Origin of the sequence: Ruegeria sp. AU67 (assembly GCF_900312795.1) — a bacterium.
Classification (GTDB): domain Bacteria; phylum Pseudomonadota; class Alphaproteobacteria; order Rhodobacterales; family Rhodobacteraceae; genus Ruegeria; species Ruegeria atlantica.
Window position 1 is genome coordinate 94,269 of the sequence record NZ_OMPH01000005.1, and the last position, 22,171, is coordinate 116,439.

A 22,171-nucleotide genomic window follows, 5' to 3' on the forward strand; every position below is an offset into this window, starting at 1 on the left:
GGTTGCAACCATGCTGACACAAGATCAGATTGGCAAGTTCCGGACGGACGGATACCTCTTGGTCGAGGATGTAATTCCCGGCGATGTCCTGGATCGGGTACAGGCCGAATACTCGGATGTCCTGAACCGGCTCTATGACGGTTGGTACAACAAAGGGCTGGTCAAGAACGACCCGTCAAGAATGACCTTCTGGGACAAACTTCTGTCCGCCTATCAGGCCGGTTGCGACTATTTCCAGCCGCTGGACATCTCGTTGCCCGGCGATCGGATCATGGCGGACACACCGTTCCATATTGGGCCCGCAGTGTTCGACTTGCTGACGGCCCAGCCCATGCTTGACATTGTCGAGCAGTTGATCGGGCCAGAGTTGGTGAGCAACCCGATCCAGCACGTTCGGCTGAAGCCGCCCGCCCTCAAGCTGTCCAAGGAAGAGGTGCGTGCGCACATCACGGCAACGGACTGGCATCAGGACCGGGCGGTTGCGTTGGAGGATGCAGATCAGACCGACATGGTCACGGTTTGGATTGCCGTCAACGATGCAACCGTCGAAAACGGCTGCCTGCAAGTGTTGCCAAAGGCACAGGACCAATCCATCCTGCCACATTGCGCGCGAACGCAGACAGGCATTGCCGACGGCTTCATTGACGAAGGCCGAGCCGTGCCTCTGCCTGTCAAGGCGGGCGGGATCATCCTGTTTCACCCTCTGACGCCACATGCTTCGCTAGTCAATGAAACGGACCGGTTCCGCTGGTCGTTCGACATCCGCTTCAGTGCGGCAGGCCAGCCCACCGGCCGACGCCATTTCCCCAGCTTCATCGCAAGGTCCAGATCGCGCCCCGAAACCGAGCTGCGAGATTGGCGCGTCTGCAAGTCCAATTGGGAAGCGGCGAGAGCAAGGCTGTCCGGACAGCCGCATATAGATATTCACCGGTGGACATCGGACTCGCCGTTCTGCGCCTAGCTGCTGCCCCCAGGAAAGCTGACTATGACTTTTGTACGATTAGATCGAACGGATAGCGTGGTGGTTGCAACTCGGCCGCTGGAGGCCGGTAGTATGGTCGAAAATGTCTCGACCAATGCGCGCATCCCCTCGGGACACAAGGTCGCCACGCGGATGCTTGCACCCGGTGATCCGGTCAGAAAATACGCCCAGATTATCGGTTACGCCACCCAACGGATCGAACCTGGCGACCATGTGCACACCCACAATATCGAGTTCCGCAATACCAGCGTGGACTACGAGTTTGCGACGGACCACCGGCCCATGAAACCCGCCACCTCGGTCGATACGTTCATGGGCTACCACCGGGACAGCGGTCGGGTCGGTACGCGCAATTACATCGCGGTTCTGACCACCGTGAACTGTTCGGCGACTGCGGCCCGCATGATTGCCAATCACTTCACGCCGGACAAGCTGGCAGAGTTTCCGAACGTCAACGGCGTGGTTGCCTTTGTCCACGGAACGGGCTGCGGAATGGCCGACTCTGGCGACGGTTTCGAAGCTCTTCAACGGGTCATGTGGGGGTTTGCGAAACATCCCAATCACGCTGCTGTTCTGATGGTCGGTCTGGGCTGCGAGATGAACCAGATCGACTGGCTGTTGGACGCGTATGGGCTAAAGCAGAGCCCAACCTTCCATACGATGAACATCCAGAACGTCGCCGGATTGCGCCGGACCGTGGAAATGGGCATCAGCAAGATCAACCAGATGCTGCCCCTTGCCGATGAGGCGCAGCGCAGCGAAGCCCCGGCGTCCGAACTGATGGTTGCGCTGCAATGCGGTGGATCGGACGCTTGGTCGGGTGTGACCGCGAACCCTGCGCTCGGACATGCCTGCGACCTGTTGGTTGCCCAAGGAGGCACAGGAGTCCTTGCGGAAACGCCCGAAATCTATGGAGCCGAACACCTTTTGACCCGCCGCGCCCTTGGTCGTGCAACTGGGGAAAAACTGATCGGACTGATCGATTGGTGGCAGGACTATACCGCTCGCAATCACGGTTCGATGGACAACAACCCAAGCCCCGGCAACAAGCAAGGCGGTCTGACGACTATCCTTGAGAAATCGCTGGGGGCAGCGGCGAAGGGCGGAACCACCCCTTTGACCGGTGTATTCAAATACGCCGAACCCATCACCGCCAAAGGCTTCACCTTCATGGACAGCCCCGGATATGACCCAGCCTCGGTGACTGGGCAGATTGCGGCCGGGTGCAACCTTGTGTGCTTCACCACGGGACGCGGCTCTGCATTTGGGTCCAAACCGGCACCCACGCTGAAAATCGCTACCAACTCTGAGTTGGCAGCACGCATGCCCGAAGACATGGACGTGGATGCGGGCGACATTCTGACCAAAGGCGCCAGCGTCGAAGAAAAAGGACAGGAAATATACCGACGGCTGCTCCAAGTCGCCTCGGGTGCGCGGACCAAGTCCGAGGCGCAGGGCTTGGGGGACTACGAATTTGTTCCCTGGCAAATCGGAGCGGTGATGTGAAACGGATCCTTGTAGCCGGCGGCGGATTAATCGGTATCCGCCACGTACGCGCCGTGATTGAGCATCCCGGCTGCATGTTGGTCGGGTTGGCCGATCCAGATGGCTCGATCCAGATCGACGCGCCGCGTTTTGCTAGTATGGACGAGGTGCAGGACCCGGTAGATGGCGTCATCATCGCGACGCCAACCCGCCTGCATGCCGAACACGGCATTCTGGCCGCATCCCGCGGTTGGCACATGCTGATCGAAAAGCCGGTTGCAGCATCGGTCGATGACGCCCTGCGCCTGAAGACGGCCGTTCGCCAAGCCAATGTCCGCAGCCTTGTAGGCCACCATCGGCGGTATCATACAATCTTGCAACACCTGAAGGAGGTGATCGCGCAAGGTAAGATCGGACAAGTCATCAACGTCTCGTTACTGTGGGCCATGCGCAAACCCGACAGCTATTTTGAACAGAACTGGCGGACTTCCGATGGCAGCCCAGTCATGATCAATTTGGTCCATGACATCGATGTCCTGCGCTTTGTGATCGGAGAAATCTCAGATGTCGTCGCCCTGCCCGGCGCGTCGATCCGCGGATCGGATCGGATGGAAAGCGGGGCTGTCGCGATCGCGTTCGAAAACGGCGCGACGGGCACTATCAGCTTTGCCGACACCGCACCCAGCCCTTGGGGGTTTGAGGCCGGAACCGGCGAAAACCCGAACATCGGCACGACCCATCAGGACATGATGTGGATTACGGGAACCAGCGGCGCTGTCAGTTTTCCCTCCATGACCTTGTGGCGCGGACAGGATTGGGGCACTGCGGCCCAAAAAGACCAACTTACACGACCGGAACAGCAACGCCCACCGCTTGAGGCGCAACTGGATCACTTCCTTGACGTAATCGACGGCGCCCCTCCACTGATCGACGTCGAGGATGCTGCCCGGACGCTCGAGGTCACATCATGGATCGAACAGGGGCTAAAGGTGCGAACAACTCGAGCGCGGGCGCCAGCCTGATGGACATACGGCCCGGCAAAATACCGAACTACTCAAAACCCAATGATTATCCGCCGGGCAATATGAGCACTCAAACTGCAAAGCCGCCTGCACCAAACACAAGAATGAAAACCAGTCACATTCACGGAAAGGGAAACCAATGAGCAAACCATCAATCGGGTTTATCGGTTTGGGACTAATGGGCGGAGCCATGGTGAACCGACTGTTGGACCAAGGATACTCGGTCGCTGTATTGGGAAACCGCGACCGAACATACCTGGACCCCGCGATTGACCGGGGCGCCCGCGAGATGAAGAACGCCCAGGAACTGGCTCAGGCCAGCGACATCGTAATGCTGTGCATGGGAACCTCCGAACAGGTCGAGGGCCGTATGCGCGGTGCAGATGGAGTGATTGCGGGCTTAAAGCCAGAGGCGATCGTCATCGACTTTGGCACCTCGCTCCCGGGCAGCACACGCGCCCTGGCCGAAGAGGTTGCAGTAGCCGGCGGAAGCTATCTGGATGCGCCGCTTGGCCGGACGCCGTCGCACGCGCTAGAAGGCAAGCTCAACATTATGACTTCCGGCAACAAGGCTGCCTTTGACAAGGCCGAGCCGACACTGAAGCATTTGGGCGAAAACGTTTTTTACCTTGGCCCCGTTGGGTCCGGACACACGATCAAACTGATCAACAACTTTTTCGGAATGACCGTTGCGAACGCGATGGCCGAAGCCTTTGCCATGGCAGATATCACCGGTGTTGACCGCAAGCAGGTGTATGACGTTATGGCCGCAGGGCCGTTGCATTCCGGAATGATGGACTTCGTCAAAGCCTACGGCGTAGAGAACGACCCAAACCAGCTGGCCTTTGCGATCAAGAACGCGGCAAAAGACCTTGGGTATTATGACCGCATGGCACGCGAGGCAGGCGTTACCAGTTTGATGTCGCAGGGCGCGCTTTCGGCGCTGAAGGACGCCCGCGACCACGGTCAGGCGGACGACATGGTCAGCCAGATGGTTGACTACTACGTCAAGCGTTTCAACACCTGATCGATGGCCGTCTCCGCCAACCCCACTGCGGACCTGCCGCGCCTTGGCATCGTGCTGATGCTGACGGCGTGGCTATTCTTTTCGCTGGTGGATCTTGGCGCCAAGTGGTTGGCATTGGCGGGCGTGCCGGCATTTCAGTTGGCGTTCATGCGCTATGCGGGGCACTTTGTAATCTCTGTGGGCGTGATCGCTAAGGGCGGGATTGAGGCCAGCCGGTTCAAGACCGACCATCCATGGCAGGTCATTAGTCGGGCCTTGCTGCTGATCTCGGCGACCGTTTTCAATTTTTTTGCACTGCGGTTTTTGCCTCTGACCGTCGTGTCGGCAATCATGTTCTCAAGCCCGGTCATCGTGTGTTTTCTGTCTGTCTTCGTGTTGAAAGAACGCGTGGGTCTATGGCGTTGGGCGGCTATTATTCTAGGCTTTCTGGGGGTGTTGGTTGTCGTGCGGCCGTTTGGTTCGGCCTTTCATCCGACCATGCTGCTGATCGTCTACAATGCCAACGCCTTGGCCTTGTACTCGATCATGACGCGCAAGCTGTCCGGGGTTGTTGCCGTGGACACCATGCAATTCTACCTTGGGCTTACCGGGACGGTGGTTCTGCTGCCGTTCGCCATATGGTTTTGGGTCCAGCCAGAAAACACGTGGAGCCTGATTGTACTGATCGGCCTTGGCGTCTTTGGCTGGTGCGGGCATCAACTGCTGACGAACGCGCATCGGTTTGGAACGGCGAACCATTTGATGCCATTCACCTATTCGTTCCTGATCTACGTTGCGATCTGGGGCTATTTGTTCTTTGACACGGTACCGGATGCATTCACGTTAGCGGGGGCTGCACTGATCATGGCTGCTGGTCTCATCATCTGGAAAAGAGAAAAGAAATGACGCGAATTGCCTGCATCGGCGAAGCAATGATCGAATTGTCCATGCTGGAAACCGGCGCAAAGGTGGGCGTCGCGGGGGATACGCTGAACACGGCCATCTACATGCACCGCGCCGCTCCTGATCTGCAGGTGGAGTATGTGACATGTCTGGGTGACGACCCGTTCTCAGAGCGCATCGCCAGCTTTATAGCCAGTCATGGCATAGGGACATCCGGCATCCGCATGATCCCGAACATCTCTCCGGGACTATACGCGATCACGACATCTGCGGACGGTGAACGCAGCTTTACCTATTGGCGCAGCGAAGCGGCCGCCCGTAAGCTATTTGCCGATCACGACTTCAGCCCGCTTAACGGTTACAACGTGCTGTACTTGTCAGGGATTTCCGTAGCCATTCTTCCGCATTCGGTGAGGCTTGCGCTTCTGGACTGGCTAGAAGGCTCTTCAGTTCGGTTGGTCTATGACAGCAATTTTCGTCCGCGTCTTTGGGACAGCGTCGAACACGCCCGGCAGATCAACCAACGGCTTTGGCAGCGTGCAGATATTGCCCTACCATCTATCGACGACGAGATGGCGCTGTTCGGAGAAAGCACTGATCACGTGGCGGCACGCTTTGCCGATCATCACGGTGTCGGTGCGTTGAAACGCGGAGAGAATGGTCCTCTGTCCATCGGCCAGAACATTGACCAAACCTATGAGCCTGCCAAAAACGTGCTGGATACCACAGCGGCGGGCGACAGTTTCAACGGTGGGTACCTCGCGGCCTTGCTGACGGGAAATTCACAGGCCGAGGCCCTGATGGCTGGACACAATCTGGCTTCCACCGTTGTTCAGTTCCGCGGCGCGATCATTCCCGAATAAGTGGCGCGAGATCCTCAGCACCAACAAGACGCAAGAGCGGTACTACCGGATCTGGCTGCTTGACAGCCGAGGCGATTTCCGACGCGCAAGGATCGTTCAGCGCCCTGCCTTCGGCTGTCTCAGACACGCAATAGGAGATCCAGGCCCGCATCCCCGTGATCACCGCCTGAGAGCCGGTTTCACGGAGTGTGGGAACAAAGCGATACGGCAGCTTCTGGCTGCCATCCATCGCGATTTGGTCCAGACGGTGCGCCAGCTCGGAGTTTTCAAAACGGCGCAACAGAGCCTCGGCGTAGTCCGGAGCTTGTGCTTGCAGTGTAGCGGGCAGCGTTGCGCCGGCATCCTGCATCAACTCGGCAACCAGCGGGCGCAAAACCCGGTCTCGAACCGCTTCGTGAACGTAGGTCAGGCCTCGCTCCAACCCGGCATAAGCCAAGAAGGAATGGGCACCATTCAACATGCGCAGCTTTCGCATCTCGTGCGGGGCCACGTCATCGACCAGTTGCACGCCCGGCCAATCCGGATGTGGGCCGACGAAATTGTCCTCGATCACCCACTCCGAGAACGCCTCGGTTGGAACAGCCATAGGATCGCCGCTGATTGCGCGAACGGCGTCCGTGGTAGCCGGGGTGATCCGGTCGACCATCGCGTTGGGAAAGCGAACAGCGTCCCAATTCACGTCCAGACCGGCTGCGTCCGCAAAATCGGCAACTGCCGTTTCGAGCGTTGTGCCGTTTTCCATGCGGTTGTCGCAGCTTAGCACTGTCACTGGCTTGCGCCGTTCCGCAAGGCCAAAAGCTAGAAACCCGATCAGCGTTGCGGGCCCTTGACGCGCCAGATCGGCGGCAATCGCTGGGTCCTGAAGGTTCAGTTTGCCCGCGGCGTCCAAGTGATAACCTTTCTCGGTAACGGTTGCCGAAATGATCTCGGCATCCGCCATCACATCAAAAATCTCTGCGCAATCCTTGGGCGCGACCAGAACATCCCGCAGAGCTTTGATGCGCCGGACGCCCTGCCCCTGTACGCACAAATCGTACTCGAAACCTTGTCGCGCCAATCCATCCCGAACCGAGGATGAACGCAGGCTGACGCCGACAACGCCCCATCCGCCCGCATGATCGGTGTAGTCCAGTAAATGCGCCCGGGCGAAGTTTCCAAGGCCGAAGTGAAGAATTGTACCCATCTAGCTTTGCAATCCGTAAACCTGTTTCGCCAGATCGACCGCTAACAACCGCGCCAGATGCTCGGCACTGTCCCGACCGAAATAGCCGCGCGCAACCTGCTGGGCCAGATGAACCGCCACACCCCGTCGCCACAGGGCGTGTCGTGCTGGAATGGACAGAAAAGCCCGCGTGTCGTCATTGAATCCGGCCAGATTGTAGTATCCACCCGTTTCAACGACCTGATCGAAGTACCGCGCAATCCCGGCTGGGCTATCATGGAACCACCAAGGCGGCCCGATCCTAAGGCACGGCCAATGTCCGGCCATAGGGGCCAATTCACGGGCATAGGTGCTTTCGTCCAGTGTGAACAGAATGATGCGCAGTTCCGCCGAGTTTCCGACCCGGTTCAACAGCGCCTCAAGGCCCGTGACCCAATCCATCGCGATTGGAATGTCGGCCCCCTTGTCCCGTCCGAAGTCCCGCATAACCGCGTCGTTCGTGTTGCGTTTGCTGCCAGCATGTATCTGCATGGTCAGCCCATCATCGACAGACATCTGCGCCATTTCGATCAGCATATGCCCGTAGAACCGGCGGGCGTCCTGTTCGGTACCTGCCCGCCGTCTCAGCCGCTGGTACAGCGCATCCGGATCGTCCAGCCACTCGGTCTGCACGCGTTCGACACCGTGGTCGGTGGCCGTACAGCCCAGCTGGATGAAATAAGCTCGCCGCATTCGCAGCGCGTTGAGGTAGCCATCATAGCTGCCCAGATCGCAGTCTGTCAGCTCAGCCAACTTGTTCAGGTTGTGTACGAACTCCGGGTCCGCCCCATCCAAAACTCCATCTGGGCGGAACGTCGGAACAACTCGCCCGCCCCAACCGCTTGTACGGATCTCCCGATGCTCCTCGAGTGCGTCGAGAGCGGAATCCGTGGTGGCCAAAACCTCGATCCCAAACCTGTCGAACAAAGCCCTCGGACGAAATTCGGGTCGCGCCAGCTTTTCTGAGATCTTATCATAAATCAGGTCAGCCGTGCGCGAAGACAACTCCTCAGTCACGCCCAACGTTTCATGCAGCACGTAGTTCATCCATATCCGAGATGGCGTTCCCAGAAACAGATGCCAGTGCTCGGCAAAAGTGCGAAATACGGCGCGAGGATCCTTCCTTCTTCCCTCTTCACCAACGCCAAGTTCGGACAAGGGAACGCCTTGCGAATAGAGCATTCGGAACAGGTAATGATCGGGTAGCACCAGCAGCTCTGCCGGGTTTAGAAACGGCGCATCGGTTGCAAACCACCCCGGATCGCAGTGACCATGCGGAGACACGATCGGCAGGTCCTTGATGCCCAGGTACAGGTCTTCTGCCATGCCATTCAAATTACCAGTCAATTCTGCCTCCGATACTGCTGCCGGCAATTGTTAACACATTTTTTTATGGTTGCATCTTTGCCGTTCGAACCCGCAGACTGACCGTGTGATCCGGGGGAATGAATGAAAATTGCGCTAATTGGTTTGGGGATGGTTTCCGGCACGCATGTAGCGGCCATTCGGGCATCGGATCAAGGCCTCAGTCTTGCCGGCGTCCTTGGGCGCAATCCTGAAAAAGCAGCTGAGGTCGCGCAGCGAAACGACACCCGGGCATTCAGCTCGGTCGAGGAAATCGCAAACGACCCAAACGTCGACTTTGCGATCATCGCAACGCCGCCCGATCAACGCACAGAGTTGGTGCGGGTTCTTTCTACCGCGTCGAAACCGATCTTGATGGAAAAACCCATCGAGAGAACGCTGCGCGCCGCGACAGCCATTGTCGAACAGTGCGAGGTGTCTGGCGTCCCGCTTGGCATCGTTTTTCAACACCGCGCCCGCGCCGCCTCGCAGGCGCTAAAATCAGCCATTGAACAGTGTGAGCTGGGCGCGATCGCCACGGTGGAGATCCGTGTCCCCTGGTGGCGCGATCAGAGCTACTATGACGAGCCGGGTCGCGGCACTTATGCACGCGACGGAGGCGGTGTCATGATCTCGCAGGCAATCCACACGCTTGACCTTGCGATGTGGCTGCTGGGGCCAATCTCGGACATTCAGGCTATGATGAAAAAAACTCCGTTACACGATCTCGAGGCCGAGGATTGGGTAGGTGCAATCCTTGAAATGGATAACGGCGCGGTGGGAACGTTGATGGCAACTACTGCCGAATATCCTGGGGCCGCTGAATCTATCACGATCCAGGGCACGCGCGCCAAAGCGCATCTGGAGTCAGGTGTCCTGACCTTGACCACTTTCGATGGTCGGAAATCCACGGTTGGCGAAACGTCCGCCACAGGCGGAGGGGCCGATCCCATGGCGTTCACCCATGAATGGCACCAGACGGTTATCGAGGATTTCGCCAAGGCCATCGCCGGTGGAACGAGGCCGCTGGCCACCGGACGCAGTGCCCTTTTGACTCACGCCATCATAGACGCGATGCAGATCGCCAATCGAACCGGCCAGAAAACACGAGTCGCCTCATGAGCCTGACCTGCGTCGCCCTTGGCCTGGACCACCGCCATATCTATGGCATGACGGAAAACATGCGTAGAATCGGCGTGGACTGCGCCGGCTACTGGACACAAGGCGATCCAGAAACGCTGCCGGGCTACGTCAAAAGGTTTCCCGATATTCCGCGGCTGGCCCGATTGGAAGACGCCCTAACCTGCGGGGCGGATCTAGCCCTGATTTCCGCAATTCCGGCAGACAGGGCCGCGTTGACGATCCGCGCTATGCAGAACGGCATGGATGTCATGAGCGACAAGCCGGGCTGCACGACGTTCGAGCAACTCGACCAGATCAAGCGAACGGTCGCGGACACCGGTCGAATCTGGTCAGTGAATTTTTCCGAACGATTTGAAACGCCGGTCAGCACCATGGCGACCGAGTTGGTCGAGGCCGGTGCCATAGGGCGCGTGATCCAAACGGTCGGACTTGGCCCGCACCAATTGAACCGGGCAACCCGGCCGGAGTGGTTTTTTAAGCGTGACCGCTATGGCGGAATTCTGACCGACATTGCCTCGCATCAGATCGATCAGTTCTTGCATTACACAGGTTCGGAAACCGCGGAAATCACAAACGCTTACGTGGCGAACTACACAAACCCCAAAGATCCCGGATTGCAGGATTTCGGAGAGCTCAATCTGCGCAGCAAGAATGGTACCGGGTATATCCGGGTTGACTGGTTTACGCCGGATGCCCTGCCAAACTGGGGGGATGGTCGCCTAATAATCCTTGGCACCGACGGATATATCGAGATGCGGAAATACGTTGATGTGGGTGGAGCCTCCGGAACAGACCATCTAATCCTCGTCAACGGCAAAGCCTGCCAAAAGATCGACGCAACCGATGCCGGCCTTCCCTACTTTTCTCGCCTCGCCGATGACATCCGTAACCGGACCGAAACCGCGATGACTCAGACCCACTGCTATATGGTCATGGAATTGGCACTGCGCGCGCAGGAAATGGCGGAACGCAGATGATCAATGTTGCGATCCTTGGAGCAGGTATCGGTGCGCAACATCTGAGCGCACTCGAACGGCTTGACCGCACCTTCCGCGTAGCCGCTGTGGTCGACCAGAATACGGACCGGATCGAACAGATTCGACAGAACTCGGATTTTCGCTCTCTGACCAATATTCAGGACGCGCTGGATGATCCGGCGATTGATGTCATCGACATCTGCCTGCCGCCCCATCTGCATGTACCGACCACCCTTGCTGCACTGGCCGCAGGAAAACACGTTGTCTGCGAAAAGCCTATTGCGACCTCGATGCAGGAGGTGGATCGGATCACCATAGCCGCGCGCAGCGCAGGCAAGCAGGTGTTTCCGGTCTTTCAATACCGGTGGGGCCCGTCACTGGCCCAACTGCGCCACTTGCAGCGCGCAGGCCTGACCGGAACGGTGCAAACTGCCGCGCTTGAAACCCATTGGTCCCGAGGGGCAGACTATTACGCGGGGCCGTGGCGGGGAACATGGGCCGGCGAACGCGGCGGCGCTGTGCTGGGTCACGCCATCCACAACCATGATCTGATGACTCATATCGCGGGTGATATCGCCTGGGTGTCTGCAATGGCCATAACGCGGGTAAACCCGATCGAGACCGAAGACTGCGCCGCGATCTGCTTTGTCATGGCTTCAGGCGCTTTGTGCACAAGCAATATCACCCTGGGCGCCGCCACGGACGAAACCCGCCTGCGGTTCGTCTTTGAAAAGGTGACCGCTACCTCTGGCACAGAACCCTATGCCCCGGGTCAAACGCCCTGGACATTCGTCGCGCGGGACCCGGTGGATCAAGCCGCTATCGACGACGCCCTTGCAGCCGCCGCTGCCGAGTCAACAGGTTTCGAAGGGTTCTTTACCGAAGTCGGGAAGGCGCTACGGTACGAGGCAAATTCGGCCGTTACGCTACAGGACGGTGCTGCGTCCATCGGCCTTGTGACAGCGATTTATCACGCGGCGCGAACCGGGCAGCGTGTTGCCCTTCCCATCAGACCCGATCACCCTCTGTATGAAGGATGGCTGCCATGAAGCAATGCTGGCGTTGGTTCGGACCCGATGACCCGATCGCCCTGTCCGATCTCCATCAAGTCGGGGTTCAGGGCATCGTCACCGCGCTGCATAACATCCCGCCGGGACAGCCCTGGGACGAATTGAGCATCGCCGATCGGCAAGCAGTTCTGGCTGCTGCCGGGTACAGTTGGGACGTTGTCGAAAGCCTGCCCGTCTCCGAGGCGATCAAGACCCAGTCCGCAGTCATGACCGAGCATCTGCAGGCGTATAAGTCCAGCCTCAGGGCTCTGTCCGCCCGTGGCGTTAAAGTCGTTTGCTACAACTTCATGCCAATCCTGGATTGGACGCGCACCGCCCTTCGCGCCCCGCAGCCGCATGGCGGAACGGCCATGCTGTTCGACCTGACCGATTTTGCTGTTTTCGACATACATGTTCTCGAACGTCCGGGCGCGTCGGAAGACTATTCCAGCGTCGTCCAGCAAACGGCCAAGGAACGCTTCTTGCGCATGTCGGATGAGTCCAAGGCCCAGTTGCAGCACAATGTCACGGCGGGGCTGCCCGGCGCCAACGATCAGTGGAGCGTGCAGGACGTACGCGCTTTGTTGCAGACCTATGCTCATATAGACCGTGACCGGCTTCGCGCAAACCTGATCGACTTCTTGTCTGAGGTCGCCCCAGTGGCCCAAGAACTGGAATTGCGCTTGTGCTGTCATCCAGATGATCCGCCGTTCTCGCTGCTCGGTCTGCCGCGGATCATGTCCAACACCAATGACTACGGCACCGTTCTGGATGCGGTTGATTTGTTGGCGAACGGCGCAACGTTGTGTACCGGATCGCTGGGAGTGTCCCCCGAATTCGATGGGCCGGATTTTGTACGTAGGCATGGCGACCGGATTCACTTTGTTCACTTGCGGAATACCCGACGCATCGCGGGGTCAGACAGTCAGAAGCCGGACTTCTTTGAGGCCGCGCATCTGGAGGGCGACACCGACATGGTCGGCACCATTCGCGAGCTGATGAACGAACAACGCCGCCGCAAATCTCAAGGGCGGGACGACTGGCAAATTCCGATGCGACCCGACCACGGACAAGAGCTGCTGAGCGATCTGGGCGGACAAAGCACTCCTGGCTATCCGCTGATCGGACGAATGCGCGGGCTGGCGGAACTGCGCGGCATCATGGCGGCGTTTTCCTGACACGTCGGATCAGGCAGTTTCTTTCCGCCCGTAACACTTCTTTGCTTGCCTGTGCGCGGCATTCTTCGTTTACTTACGGCACGTAAACGGGCAGCGGGGTGTCTTCCGGACTCGCCCGACGTCTGTTCAAGACGCGTGAAACTCCCGCGAAAACCGATGCCTTGAGGCATCAATTTTCGAAACGTCTGCCAGACGGCAAAGACGGAAGAACGGGAGGAGTCCAAATGAAAACCACAGGCGTAATAGGTCTTGGCGACATGGGCAGCGGCCTTGCCAAGAACCTGATCAAGAATGGCTTTGAAACATCCGGTTTCGACCTGAGCGAGACACGCATGGCGACATTTACCGACATGGGCGGCCTGCCCAAGGACAGCGTGGGACAGGTCGGTCGTTACGCCGCCACTGTGTTTGTCATGGTGATGAACGGAGATCAGGCCCGCGATGTCATTCTGGGTGAAAACGGACTGGTTGCGAACATGGCCGATGGCGGAACTGTCATCCTGTCGGCGACCATTACCCCGGCCGAAGCAAGCGCCATCGGGCATGACATGGAGGGCTCCGGCATCCACCTGATCGACACTCCGGTCTCGGGTGGGTTTCCCGGCGCGCAGAACGGCACATTGACGATGATGGCTGCCGGTGCCGCTGATGTGCTGGACCAAAACGCCGAAGTCATGCAGGCAGTGTCGGCAACCATTCACCGGGTCGGAGAAAACGCCGGTGACGGGCAAACCGTGAAAGCTTGCCTGCAATCCCTTATCGGGTCGATCTTTTCCGCCACATTCGAGGCTGCGGCCTTGGCGGCCAAAGCCGGTGTCACCGGTCAGGCATTGCTTGACGTGTTCTCATCCTCCAGCGCGGGGTGCGGCGTCGTTCGTACCGCCCTTGAAAACATCATTGACCGCAAGTTCGAGGCTACCGGTAGTCATATCGCAACTATGCACAAGGACCTGACGATCTCTCTGGCACTGGCCGGTGCGTTGGGCGTTCCCATGCATACTGCCTCGTCCGCAATGCAGATCTTTCACGCCGGAAAAACCAAATACCCGAACGGCGACAACTGGGTGTGTACCCGAGTCATCGAAGAGATCGTTGGCGCAGAATTGCATCGCTGAGAGGACCGGACATGAAACTAGGTGTGATTTGCGACGGCATTTCCCGCGATCTGCGGCAGGCCGTGGACGTAATGGACGAATTCGGCCTGGACTATGCAGAGCTACAGTTCGTGGGCGACACCGAGGTCGGGGACCATTCCCCGCAGGAAATTGCCGAGATCGACGCGCTCTTGCGCGACCGGGGCAAGCTTGTGTCGTGTCTGTCGCGCCATATCTTTGCGGGGATGACAGCTGCCAACAGGCCCGGCGACAACCTGCACACCCGACACATGGACGCCTTGAAACGCGTGATCGACATGGCGCATATCGTGGGGTCTCCGCTGGTTCGGATCATGACCCAACGAAAAGAGCAGATACTCTGGGGAAAAAACGGCGCCGAGAAGTGGAACGTGGCGCATGGGGTATGGGACTCGATGCCGCCGCTGATCGCGCCGGCGGTTGAACTGGCCAGGGCTGAGGGCGTGACGCTTGTCGTGGAAACCGGAAACGGCACGCTGGTCAATTCCAACTATACAGCCCGCAAACTGATCGACGAGTTGGATGCAAAGGAAGCGTTGAAAATTCTTTGGGACCCCGGAAACAATTGCTGGTGCCATGAACTGGCATACCCGGACGGTTACGAAGAACTGCGCGGCGGCTATCTGGGGCACATTCACATCAAGGACGTAAAGGTCGACACGCCACGGGCAACGCTGGAAGTGCGCCGCATGGGAGAAGGTCAGCTTTCGCCTCTGTTCCAACCCATCGCGGACGCGCTCAGATCCGACGGCTATGATGGCGTGATTTCCTTCGAAAGCGTTTATCATCCCGGCAACGGAAATTTCGAAGATGGGTTTCGTCTGTGCATAGACAGGTTCAAAGGCCTGTTTGCATGAATGAAAGCTCTAGCATTTTACAAATCAAATACTTAAGCCTCAAAGTTGAATGCCGAATGGGGTGCGGAAAGCTGGGCGTATTCGCGCAAGATCAAGGAAAGGATCTGATGGATGACGCAAGAGTTTTTTGAGTTGTCCATTGAAACGCCCGGCAAATCCCTCACCGACATCAGCGGGGTGGTTCAGCGTACGGTGTCTGAACATGGATTTGGCTCGGGCCTGCTGACCCTTTGGTGTGTCCACACAGGTGCCGCGCTGTTGGTACAGGCCAATGCCGATCCCGAGGTGGTCAAGGATATCGAGACGTTCTTCGAGGAACTCGTACCCAAGTCACCAGGCAAGTATCACCACCGCCCGACCGAGGGCGACAACGCTCCATCGCATCTGAGGGCGCTGTTGACGCAAACTCAGGTGTCGATCCCGGTCGAACAAGGGCAGCTTCCATTGGGCCGCGTGCAAAGCCTGTACCTGTTCGAACATCGCGAGGCACCTAAAACCCGCCGATTGAAGGTGCACTACATCGGGACTTGATGCTTTGGGTCACATGGAGCGTTGGCAGTGCTATCGCCCCATCCACCCCCCGTCGACGACAAGGATTTCACCGTTGACGTAGTTCGACGCCGCAGAAGCCAGAAAGACCACCGGTCCGGCAAAATCACCAGGCGTACCCCAGCGGCCCTGGGGTGTTCGTTCCAGGATCCCCTTCGACCGGACCGGGTCATCCTGCAGGGCTTGGGTATTGTCGGTCGCGATGTAGCCGGGGGCGATTGCATTCACGTTCACACCCTGCCCGGCCCATTCATTGGCCAAGGCCTTGGTCAGCTGTCCAATCCCACCTTTCGAGGCCGCATATCCGGGAACGGTGATGCCGCCCTGAAACGTCAGCAGCGATGCGGTGAAGATGATCTTGCCCGAGCCGCGCGCCAGCATGTCCTTACCGATCTCGCGAGACAGAACGAACTGCGAGGACAGGTTGACCTCGATCACTTCGTCCCAACAGTCGTCCGGGTGTTCAGCGGCGGGTTTTCGCTTGATCGTGCCGGCATTGTTGACAAGGATATCAGGAGTTTGTCCGTCGGCCCTCAACTGATCAATGAACGCATGCAGCGCAGCGCGATCCGAGAAGTCGCATTGGTAAGCCCGGAAACTGCGTCCCATCGCCGTCACGGCTTTTTCGACATCCGACCCGGACAGCTCGAGCGAGGCCGACACTCCGATGATATCAGCTCCGGCCGATGCCAATGCCTCGGCCATGCCGCGCCCGATGCCGCGTTTGCACCCGGTCACAAGCGCTGTCTTTCCCGTCAGGTCGAAACTTTGCAAAACACTCATGAACGGGGTCCTACTTCGATCAGGCTTTTCATTGCGGTTGGGCTGCGATCCAGTGCTTCGAACGCAGCCTGAATGTCTGACAGAGGGCTGACGTCGGTAATCACAACATCCGCGTCCACTCCGCCCGAGGCGACAACTGCGATCGCCTTCTCGTAATCCTCCGGCTCATAGACCCGAGCACCGATCAGTTGCAGCTCTCGCCAGAAGAATTGGAAAAGGTCGATATGAGGCTTTTGGGCATGGATCGCGACCATCACGATCCGAGCCCGCGTCGCGGCAACGGCGGTCATCGCATCAACACCGGGCTGCGTTCCCGATACTTCGAAAACCACATGCGCCCCATTGTCGCCCGTGCGCGCGTTGATCGTCGTCACCAGATCGGTTTCGATTGGGTTGATCGTGTCAAAGCCAAGTTTTTCAGCAATCGCAAGACGGTTCGGATTCACTTCGGAGATCACGACATTGCCACCCGCGTCCCGCGCGACCATGGCAACCAGTATGCCGATCGGGCCGCCGCCGATAACGACAACGTCCTCGCCAGGTTGCAGGCCAGACAGCCGCACGTCGTGGCAGGCAACGGCGACCGGCTCGATCAGCGCTGCGTGATCCATGCGCAAGTCATCTGGCAAAATGTGCAATGTATGGGCCGGAACGGTCCAGATCTCTTGCATGGCGCCATCAGTGTCGAGGCCGAGAAATTTGAGGTTGTGACAAATATGCTGATGCCCCCGTTTGCAAGCTGGGCATTCTCCGCAGTGATCAAGCGGTCGGACAACAACCTTCTGGCCGGGTTCGACCGTGTCAACGCCCTCGCCCACTGCTTCGACGACACCTGACATCTCATGTCCAATCACCCGATTCAGGCCGACACGGGCATCCATGTTGCCGTGGTAGACGTGCATATCCGTCCCGCAAATCCCACAATAGGCAACGCGAACGGCAGCCTCGCCGGGGCCCGGATCCGTCGCTTGGGCTTGCTCTACAGCAAAGCTCTTGTTGCCCCTGTAGTATGCCGCACAGATCGTCTCGGTTGTCATGTATGCATCTCCATGTGTTCCGCATTCAGTTTGTCCCAGTCGAATTCCACTCCGGTTCCCGGTGTATCCGGGGCCACGGCCATACAGTCTTCCACAACCAGCGGACGGGTCGTGTACTGATCTATCGGGAATGAGTGTACTTCTAGCCACCCTGCGTTGGGTTGCGCGGCAACAAGGCTGACGTGCAGCTCCTGCATCCCATGACTGCAAACCGGAATGTCGTGCTGTGCGCTTAGCGCGGCCACGCGCAGCCAACCGGTGATCCCACCGCAGTTTGAGGCATCGGGCTGGATGAAACTCAACTTCGCGTCATCAAAGGCGTATTCGAATTCGTGTATGGTGTGCAGGTTTTCACCCATGGCAAGGGGAACGCCCGTCGCCTCGACAATTCGGCCATAACCTTTGTAGTCGTCTGGAATAGTCGGTTCCTCGAACCACAGAATATCGCAATCGGCGAACCCTCTGGCAGCCACGATGGCCTGTTCGACACTCATAGAGTAATTCGCATCGACCATGAAGAACCGGTCCGGCCCCAGCATCTCACGCACCGCCCGGGCACGCGCAAGATCGTCGGCCAGGTCCGGTTGACCGACCTTGATTTTGACTGCGTTGAACCCACGCGCTAGGTATCCTTCGGTCTGGCGCAGCAGTTTCTCTAACGAGAAATTCAGGTCGATCCCGCCGGCGTACGCCTTGCACAGTTTGGACGCTCCGCCGGCCATCTGCCACAACGGCGCATTCTGCGTTCTGCCGCGAATATCCCACAGTGCAATATCCACGGCCGAGATGGCAAACGAGGCAATCCCGCCCCGTGCGACGTAATGCACGTGCCACTGCATGGCATCGTACAGGCTTTCGATCTGTTCTGCGTCTTGTCCTACAAGGAACGGCGCCAGGTCATGCTGGATCATCGCCAGGATGGAATGACCACCCTTGCCCCCGGTATAGGTATACCCGACCCCCTCGACCCCATCCGACGTTTGAATGGTGACGGTGATCAATTGAAAGAACGTGTGATCCCCATGTTTGGCATCGACCAGGACCTCTGCGAGCGGGACGTTGAACAGCCGCGCTGAAACACTTTCTATGCGATTCACGAACCCAAAACCTTCTGCTGCCTGGCAATAACTCGAGACTGTAAAAGGATGACCGCAAAAAGAAAGCCTCCACGTATGACCATCTGCCAATAGGCACTGAAACTGATGGTGCCCTGACCGTTTTCAAAGTTCAGAACGTTGAAAACCAGACCCAGCAAAAGCGCTCCGGCAACCGTCGCAGGGATCGAACCCATCCCACCCGTCAACAAGGTACCGCCCACAACGACGGACGCGATGGCCGACAATTCCCAACCAATGCCCTCAAGGGGTTGTCCGGCTCCAAAACCTGAGGCCAGAAAGACGCCAGCCACCCCCGCGCAGCCCCCCGACAGCAGGTAGACGAAAGCTTTGGCGCGATTGACTTTCAGGCCCATTAGGTTCGAGGCATCCTCGCTGCCACCGATCGCCAAGACGGTCCGCCCGATGGTTGTCCTTTCCAGCACCAGCCAAAGTACCAACGTCAATCCGGCTACGATGACGATTGCCCAGGGAAACAGGCCAAACGCCTGCCCCATGCCAAGCTTGGTGAAGTTCGACCCCCAATCGACCGAAATTGTCTGGGCGCCCGAAATCACCAATGCGCCGCCTTTGGCGGCCAGCATGGTTGCCAGTGTGGCGATGAAGGGCGGGATCCGAAGGATGATTATGCAAAAGGCGTTGATCGCTCCGAAGCCAACGCCGGCAAGAACGGCCCCCGGCAGCGCAACCTGAATCCCGTAGGGGCTGAGATAGGCCGCAACAACCGACGTAAAGGCCGCCACGGATCCGACCGACAAATCAATCCCGCCGGTCATGATCACGAAGCACATGCCCAGCGCGATCGCGATGAACATCGCGTTGTAATTCAGGAAAGACGAGAAATTGTAGGCGCTTCCAAAGTTGTCATAGCGCATCAGCCCAAACAGGATCAAAGTCAGCAGTGCGATCCACACCGTCACCGAAGCCGAATTGCGCCGAAGGTATTTTCGCAGGTCAAAAGCCGTTTCATCCAACACTAATCATGCCCTCCGGAATTGCTGGACCCAAACGGCCAGGATAATGATGACGGCTTTGGAGATTAGTGCAACTTCGTCCTCTACCCCGTTGGCCAACAACGTATATTTGACCAATTGGATGATGACAGCTCCCAGTATGGCACCAAAGATCGGCGCCCGCCCGCCTTGCAAAAGAGCCCCGCCAACAACCGCGGCCGCGATGGCATCAAGCTCCATAAGATTGCCGTTGCGCGCGGCGTCCGAAGCCGAGTTGATAGCAACGACGATCAGCCCCGCCAGGCCCGCAAGCACTGCGCAGATGACATAAGACCCGATCTTGACCCGTCGGACGGGACCACCCGACAGATAGGCCGCGCGTTCATTGCCGCCGATGGCCAGCAGGTAACGACCCCAAGTGGCTCTGGTGATAACCCAAAACAGAACACAGGCAATGACCAGCGCCAGCCACCCTTGGAACGGCAAGCCAAGCACTTTGCCGGTTCCAAGATAACTGAATGAAGGGTTGGAAAACGTCTGCAGGTTCCCGTTCGTCAAGACCTGGGCAATACCGCGACCCGAGATGAAGAGAATGAGCGTCGCAATAATGGGTTGCACATTCAACACGGCAACCATCACACCGTTGAACACCCCGCATAGCCCGGCGATAAACAGCGGTAGGACAATGGCCAAAGTGACGCCCAGCATCGGATAGGCAGCGCCCAGATCCGACAGGAAAATCAGCGGAGCAACTGCCCCCGCCAGTGCCATGACCGCACCGACCGAAAGATCGATACCACCCGTGGCGATTACCAGCGTCATGCCCATGGCCACGATGGCGATCGTGGCAACCTGGCTGATATTCACGAACAGGGTCTGCAGCTGCAGGAAATTGGGAGTGAAAAACGCGTTGAACACCAGCAGGGCGACCAACGCGGCGATACCGCCGTGAAAGCGGAAGGGCATCGATGCGACCCGTTGCGGCAACTTCATTGCGCGGTCCATGAACCAGTTCCTTTTTCATGGTGCGCAAGCGCGCGCACCAGTATGTTCTCGGTAATCCCGGGGTTGGTCAATTCCTTGATCGAGCGCCCCTCGTGCATAACCACAATGCGATCGGCGCCTTCCACCAGTTCCTCGAATTCCGAACTGATGAGGACGACGCCAAATCCCTTCTCGACGTAAGACCGAATGAACGATTGGATCTCTCGCTTGGCGCCGACATCCACGCCTCGGGTCGGCTCGTCGAGTACCAGGATGTCGGGTTGCGTCGCCAGCCAACGGGCAAGCAGCACCTTCTGCTGGTTGCCGCCGGACAATTCGCGAATGGGTTGGTCCATATGCGCGGCCTTGATGCCCAGATCGTCGATGAAGGCCTGAACGATCTCGCGCTCGCGGGCAAAATCGATCTGACCACGGCTGGCCAGTTTCGGCAGTAGGGCCAGCGTCATATTCTCGCGCACGGACATGTCTGGAACGATCCCTTCGGCCTTGCGATCTTCGGTCAGAAAGCCGACGCCGTTTGCAATTGCGTCACCAGGACCGGACGGTTGCCCAGCCGCGCCGTGCAACTCGATTGCACCGCGGCGGGCCCCGTCCACTCCGAACAAAGCGCGCGCCGCCTCGGTCCGGCCAGAGCCCAGCAACCCGCCCAGCCCAACGATTTCCCCACGGTGGAGCGTAAGGTCGAAATGCATCAGTCGTGGGCCCGTCGAAACAGAGTCGGCACGCAAAACGATATCTCCTTTCTTGGCCTTGGCACCTGCAAAGTCCGTGAGGCCGCCTGCCGTGATCTCATCTTTGTTGCGGCCAAGCATGTCCGCGATCATTTCCAGTTTGGTCGTGTCCTGGACGTTGCGCGTGCTGACGGTGCGCCCGTCTCGCATCGTTGTGACTCGATCGCATATCTGGAACAGTTCATCGAGGAAATGCGAGACATACAGAACAGACACGCCCTGTTTCTTTAACTCGCGCACCACACCGAACAGAACCTCGACCTCGCTGGCATCCAGAGACGACGTGGGTTCGTCCATGATGACAAGTTTCGCATCCAGCGAAACAGCTCGCGCAATCGCAACCAACTGCTGGATCGCAGTCGAGAAATTTCCTAGCGGCTCCGTCACGTCGATATCTATGCCAAAGCGCGCAAGAACCTCGCGTGCGCGCCTGTTGCCCGCGAGCCAGTCGACCAGAAAGCCGAAGCGTTTGGGCTCGTACCCCATGATGATGTTCTCGGTCACTGACCGCAGCGGCACCAGGTTGAGCTCTTGATAAATCGTGGCAATTCCGGATTCCTGCGCTTCGCGCGGGGTGGAAATGCGGCTTGGCACATCCGCCAGGTGGACGTCGCCGGCATCCCGGTCGTAAACTCCGGTCAGAACTTTGATCATCGTCGATTTACCGGCACCGTTCTGGCCGATCAGCGCATGAACCTCGCCGGGTGCGATCTTCAGGCTGGCCTGGCTCAGTGCCGGTACGCCGGCAAAGGACTTTTCAATTCCCGACATCGAGACGAGCGCATTCATAAGATGTCTTCCTCCAATTGCTTGCAGGCGGCACCGACCACAGGCCAGCACCACCCACCAGGGAGA

Annotated in this window: 20 protein-coding genes and 1 pseudogene; 13 read left to right on the plus strand and 8 right to left on the minus strand. The window is 58.4% G+C overall.

Going from position 1 to position 22,171, the window contains the following annotated elements; genetic code table 11:
- Positions 1-10: 10 nt before the first annotated feature.
- The 6 genes and pseudogenes from DK510_RS01130 (at position 11) to DK510_RS01155 (ending at position 6,261) form a co-directional block, all read left to right on the plus strand.
- On the plus strand, positions 11-961 hold the full coding sequence (locus DK510_RS01130; protein ID WP_109310546.1) for a phytanoyl-CoA dioxygenase family protein: 951 nt from the start codon (positions 11-13) through the stop codon (positions 959-961).
- A 24-nt stretch (positions 962-985) separates the two neighbouring features.
- On the plus strand, positions 986-2,488 hold the full coding sequence (locus DK510_RS01135; protein ID WP_109310547.1) for a UxaA family hydrolase: 1,503 nt from the start codon (positions 986-988) through the stop codon (positions 2,486-2,488).
- Positions 2,485-3,489 carry a Gfo/Idh/MocA family protein gene (locus DK510_RS01140; protein ID WP_109310548.1) on the plus strand — a complete coding sequence of 335 codons (1,005 nt, stop codon included), beginning with the start codon at positions 2,485-2,487 and terminating at the stop codon, positions 3,487-3,489. Before DK510_RS01135 ends, DK510_RS01140 begins: the two co-directional genes overlap by 4 nt.
- 109 nt (positions 3,490-3,598) lie before the next feature.
- A pseudogene (locus DK510_RS01145) lies at positions 3,599-4,516 on the plus strand (NAD(P)-dependent oxidoreductase); the annotation flags it as partial.
- Between the two features lie 3 nt (positions 4,517-4,519).
- The gene (locus DK510_RS01150; RefSeq protein WP_109310550.1) at positions 4,520-5,401 is read left to right on the plus strand and encodes a DMT family transporter; all 882 of its coding nucleotides are present in this window, start codon (positions 4,520-4,522) and stop codon (positions 5,399-5,401) included.
- Entirely contained in the window at positions 5,398-6,261 is an 864-nt protein-coding gene (locus DK510_RS01155; protein ID WP_109310551.1) for a sugar kinase, read from the plus strand. The genes DK510_RS01150 and DK510_RS01155 overlap by 4 nt, the downstream gene beginning before the upstream one ends.
- On the opposite strand, the gene DK510_RS01160 is transcribed toward DK510_RS01155, so the two are convergent.
- Positions 6,248-7,444: a mannitol dehydrogenase family protein gene (locus DK510_RS01160; protein ID WP_109310552.1), complete on the minus strand. Its 1,197-nt coding sequence runs from the start codon at positions 7,442-7,444 to the stop codon at positions 6,248-6,250. The genes DK510_RS01155 and DK510_RS01160 overlap by 14 nt on opposite strands.
- A complete protein-coding gene (gene uxaC / locus DK510_RS01165) occupies positions 7,445-8,788 on the minus strand; it encodes a glucuronate isomerase (protein ID WP_109310553.1) in 1,344 nt (447 codons plus the stop codon).
- Positions 8,789-8,911: 123 nt separating this feature from the next.
- On the opposite strand from uxaC, the gene DK510_RS01170 reads away from it, so the two are divergent.
- From DK510_RS01170 to DK510_RS01200, 7 genes are all read left to right on the plus strand, one after another.
- A complete protein-coding gene (locus DK510_RS01170) occupies positions 8,912-9,928 on the plus strand; it encodes a Gfo/Idh/MocA family protein (RefSeq protein ID WP_109310554.1) in 1,017 nt (338 codons plus the stop codon).
- A complete protein-coding gene (locus DK510_RS01175) occupies positions 9,925-10,926 on the plus strand; it encodes a Gfo/Idh/MocA family protein (protein ID WP_109310555.1) in 1,002 nt (333 codons plus the stop codon). The genes DK510_RS01170 and DK510_RS01175 overlap by 4 nt, the downstream gene beginning before the upstream one ends.
- Positions 10,923-11,975 carry a Gfo/Idh/MocA family protein gene (locus DK510_RS01180; protein WP_109310556.1) on the plus strand — a complete coding sequence of 351 codons (1,053 nt, stop codon included), beginning with the start codon at positions 10,923-10,925 and terminating at the stop codon, positions 11,973-11,975. The genes DK510_RS01175 and DK510_RS01180 overlap by 4 nt, the downstream gene beginning before the upstream one ends.
- The gene (gene uxuA / locus DK510_RS01185) at positions 11,972-13,153 is read left to right on the plus strand and encodes a mannonate dehydratase (protein WP_109310596.1); all 1,182 of its coding nucleotides are present in this window, start codon (positions 11,972-11,974) and stop codon (positions 13,151-13,153) included. Before DK510_RS01180 ends, uxuA begins: the two co-directional genes overlap by 4 nt.
- A gap of 224 nt (positions 13,154-13,377) precedes the next feature.
- A complete protein-coding gene (locus DK510_RS01190) occupies positions 13,378-14,268 on the plus strand; it encodes an NAD(P)-dependent oxidoreductase (RefSeq protein WP_109310557.1) in 891 nt (296 codons plus the stop codon).
- Between the two features lie 11 nt (positions 14,269-14,279).
- On the plus strand, positions 14,280-15,143 hold the full coding sequence (locus DK510_RS01195) for a sugar phosphate isomerase/epimerase (RefSeq protein WP_109310558.1): 864 nt from the start codon (positions 14,280-14,282) through the stop codon (positions 15,141-15,143).
- 111 nt (positions 15,144-15,254) lie between these two features.
- On the plus strand, positions 15,255-15,674 hold the full coding sequence (locus DK510_RS01200; RefSeq protein WP_109310559.1) for a secondary thiamine-phosphate synthase enzyme YjbQ: 420 nt from the start codon (positions 15,255-15,257) through the stop codon (positions 15,672-15,674).
- 30 nt (positions 15,675-15,704) lie between these two features.
- Here DK510_RS01200 and DK510_RS01205 read toward each other — a convergent pair whose 3' ends face one another.
- Genes DK510_RS01205 through DK510_RS01230 form a run of 6 tightly spaced genes read right to left on the minus strand, consistent with a single transcriptional unit; the run spans position 15,705 to position 22,105 of the window.
- Positions 15,705-16,475, minus strand: a complete 771-nt coding sequence (locus DK510_RS01205) for an SDR family oxidoreductase (protein WP_109310560.1) — start codon at positions 16,473-16,475, stop codon at positions 15,705-15,707.
- Positions 16,472-17,512, minus strand: a complete 1,041-nt coding sequence (locus DK510_RS01210) for a zinc-binding dehydrogenase (RefSeq protein ID WP_109310561.1) — start codon at positions 17,510-17,512, stop codon at positions 16,472-16,474. Before DK510_RS01210 ends, DK510_RS01205 begins: the two co-directional genes overlap by 4 nt.
- Complete coding sequence (locus DK510_RS01215) at positions 17,509-18,609, minus strand: mandelate racemase/muconate lactonizing enzyme family protein (RefSeq protein WP_109310562.1); 1,101 nt, start codon at positions 18,607-18,609, stop codon at positions 17,509-17,511. Before DK510_RS01215 ends, DK510_RS01210 begins: the two co-directional genes overlap by 4 nt.
- Positions 18,606-19,604, minus strand: coding sequence for an ABC transporter permease (locus DK510_RS01220; protein ID WP_200833187.1), 999 nt, complete (start codon positions 19,602-19,604; stop codon positions 18,606-18,608). Before DK510_RS01220 ends, DK510_RS01215 begins: the two co-directional genes overlap by 4 nt.
- 3 nt (positions 19,605-19,607) lie before the next feature.
- On the minus strand, positions 19,608-20,585 hold the full coding sequence (locus tag DK510_RS01225) for an ABC transporter permease (RefSeq protein ID WP_109310563.1): 978 nt from the start codon (positions 20,583-20,585) through the stop codon (positions 19,608-19,610).
- Positions 20,570-22,105 carry a sugar ABC transporter ATP-binding protein gene (locus tag DK510_RS01230; protein WP_234998844.1) on the minus strand — a complete coding sequence of 512 codons (1,536 nt, stop codon included), beginning with the start codon at positions 22,103-22,105 and terminating at the stop codon, positions 20,570-20,572. Before DK510_RS01230 ends, DK510_RS01225 begins: the two co-directional genes overlap by 16 nt.
- Positions 22,106-22,171 lie beyond the last annotated feature (66 nt).

What these genes read in the sequence shown, in the direction of transcription:
- DK510_RS01130 (WP_109310546.1), top strand. Translation starts at nt 11, where the DNA reads ATGCTGACACAAGATCAGATTGGCAAGTTCCGGACGGACGGATACCTC.
- DK510_RS01135 (WP_109310547.1), top strand. Translation starts at nt 986, where the DNA reads ATGACTTTTGTACGATTAGATCGAACGGATAGCGTGGTGGTTGCAACT.
- DK510_RS01150 (WP_109310550.1), top strand. Translation starts at nt 4,520, where the DNA reads ATGGCCGTCTCCGCCAACCCCACTGCGGACCTGCCGCGCCTTGGCATC.
- DK510_RS01155 (WP_109310551.1), top strand. Translation starts at nt 5,398, where the DNA reads ATGACGCGAATTGCCTGCATCGGCGAAGCAATGATCGAATTGTCCATG.
- DK510_RS01160 (WP_109310552.1), bottom strand. Translation starts at nt 7,444, where the DNA reads ATGGGTACAATTCTTCACTTCGGCCTTGGAAACTTCGCCCGGGCGCAT.
- uxaC (WP_109310553.1), bottom strand. Translation starts at nt 8,788, where the DNA reads ATGGCAGAAGACCTGTACCTGGGCATCAAGGACCTGCCGATCGTGTCT.
- DK510_RS01170 (WP_109310554.1), top strand. Translation starts at nt 8,912, where the DNA reads ATGAAAATTGCGCTAATTGGTTTGGGGATGGTTTCCGGCACGCATGTA.
- DK510_RS01175 (WP_109310555.1), top strand. Translation starts at nt 9,925, where the DNA reads ATGAGCCTGACCTGCGTCGCCCTTGGCCTGGACCACCGCCATATCTAT.
- DK510_RS01180 (WP_109310556.1), top strand. Translation starts at nt 10,923, where the DNA reads ATGATCAATGTTGCGATCCTTGGAGCAGGTATCGGTGCGCAACATCTG.
- uxuA (WP_109310596.1), top strand. Translation starts at nt 11,972, where the DNA reads ATGAAGCAATGCTGGCGTTGGTTCGGACCCGATGACCCGATCGCCCTG.
- DK510_RS01190 (WP_109310557.1), top strand. Translation starts at nt 13,378, where the DNA reads ATGAAAACCACAGGCGTAATAGGTCTTGGCGACATGGGCAGCGGCCTT.
- DK510_RS01195 (WP_109310558.1), top strand. Translation starts at nt 14,280, where the DNA reads ATGAAACTAGGTGTGATTTGCGACGGCATTTCCCGCGATCTGCGGCAG.
- DK510_RS01200 (WP_109310559.1), top strand. Translation starts at nt 15,255, where the DNA reads ATGACGCAAGAGTTTTTTGAGTTGTCCATTGAAACGCCCGGCAAATCC.
- DK510_RS01205 (WP_109310560.1), bottom strand. Translation starts at nt 16,475, where the DNA reads ATGAGTGTTTTGCAAAGTTTCGACCTGACGGGAAAGACAGCGCTTGTG.
- DK510_RS01210 (WP_109310561.1), bottom strand. Translation starts at nt 17,512, where the DNA reads ATGACAACCGAGACGATCTGTGCGGCATACTACAGGGGCAACAAGAGC.
- DK510_RS01225 (WP_109310563.1), bottom strand. Translation starts at nt 20,585, where the DNA reads ATGGACCGCGCAATGAAGTTGCCGCAACGGGTCGCATCGATGCCCTTC.
- DK510_RS01230 (WP_234998844.1), bottom strand. Translation starts at nt 22,105, where the DNA reads ATGAATGCGCTCGTCTCGATGTCGGGAATTGAAAAGTCCTTTGCCGGC.